This is a genomic window from Thiorhodococcus mannitoliphagus (assembly GCF_010915725.1).
Classification (GTDB): domain Bacteria; phylum Pseudomonadota; class Gammaproteobacteria; order Chromatiales; family Chromatiaceae; genus Thiorhodococcus; species Thiorhodococcus mannitoliphagus.
Window position 1 is genome coordinate 1 of the sequence record NZ_JAAIJR010000378.1, and the last position, 840, is coordinate 840.

General features: G+C 65.7%; 1 protein-coding gene. It reads left to right on the top strand.

The genetic code is table 11. The features are described 5' to 3' along the window. Positions 1-76: 76 nt before the first annotated feature. On the top strand, positions 77-733 hold the full coding sequence (locus G3480_RS26985; RefSeq protein WP_276611766.1) for a transposase: 657 nt from the start codon (positions 77-79) through the stop codon (positions 731-733). Positions 734-840 lie beyond the last annotated feature (107 nt).

Here is an 840-nt window from a genome sequence, read left to right on the forward strand (position 1 = left end):
GACTCGAAAGGGTTGGCGGCAGAGGGACGCAGGCGGTATCGTCTGATGTCGACCAAAACGCCAGAGATGCCCACGGATGTTCCCCCTGCCTGCCTCGATTGTATCTGTTCTGCAGCCTTTTGCCTCCCTGTTCACCCGTCCGACGTGGATCCACATGCAAGTGCTTCTGGCCGGGACGCTGTTGGCCCAAGGCCCGCGCACGGTGACGGCGGCATTGAGAGCCATGGGGTTGAGCGCCGAGCAGCGTTTCGAGCGCTACCATCGGGTGCTGAATCGGGCGCGCTGGTCGTCGCGACAGGGGGCGCGCATTCTGCTGGGGCTGTTGATCGAAATGCTGCCGCCATCGTGGTCCATTGTGGTCGCGGTCGATGAGACGTTGGAGCGGCGCAAGGGCGCACGGATTTGGGCCAAGGGAATGTATCGCGATGCGGTGCGCTCGAGCCAGAGCAAGGTGGTGACCTGCATGGGGCTGGAATGGATCTGCATGGCGCTGCTGGTGCCCGTGCCCTGGAGCGAGCGGCCTTGGGCGCTGCCCTTTCTCACCCGTTTGGCGCCCTCGAAGCGAGCCAACGAAGCGCTCGGGCGGCGTCATCGCACGATGGTCGAGCTGACCATTGGGATGGTGCGCCTGGTCGCACGTTGGCTCAAGCAGCGCCGCTGGTGCTGCTCGGCGATGGCAGTGATGCGTGCGTCCAACTGGGCTTGGAAGTCGTGGCCGCGCAAGCGACCCTGATCACACGCTTGCGCCTGGATGCGCGCCTGTTCGCCTTTCCTGAGCCGGTGCCCACCGGGCGACGCGGCCCCAAGGCGAAGAAAGGCGGCGCGCTGGCCAAGCTGCGC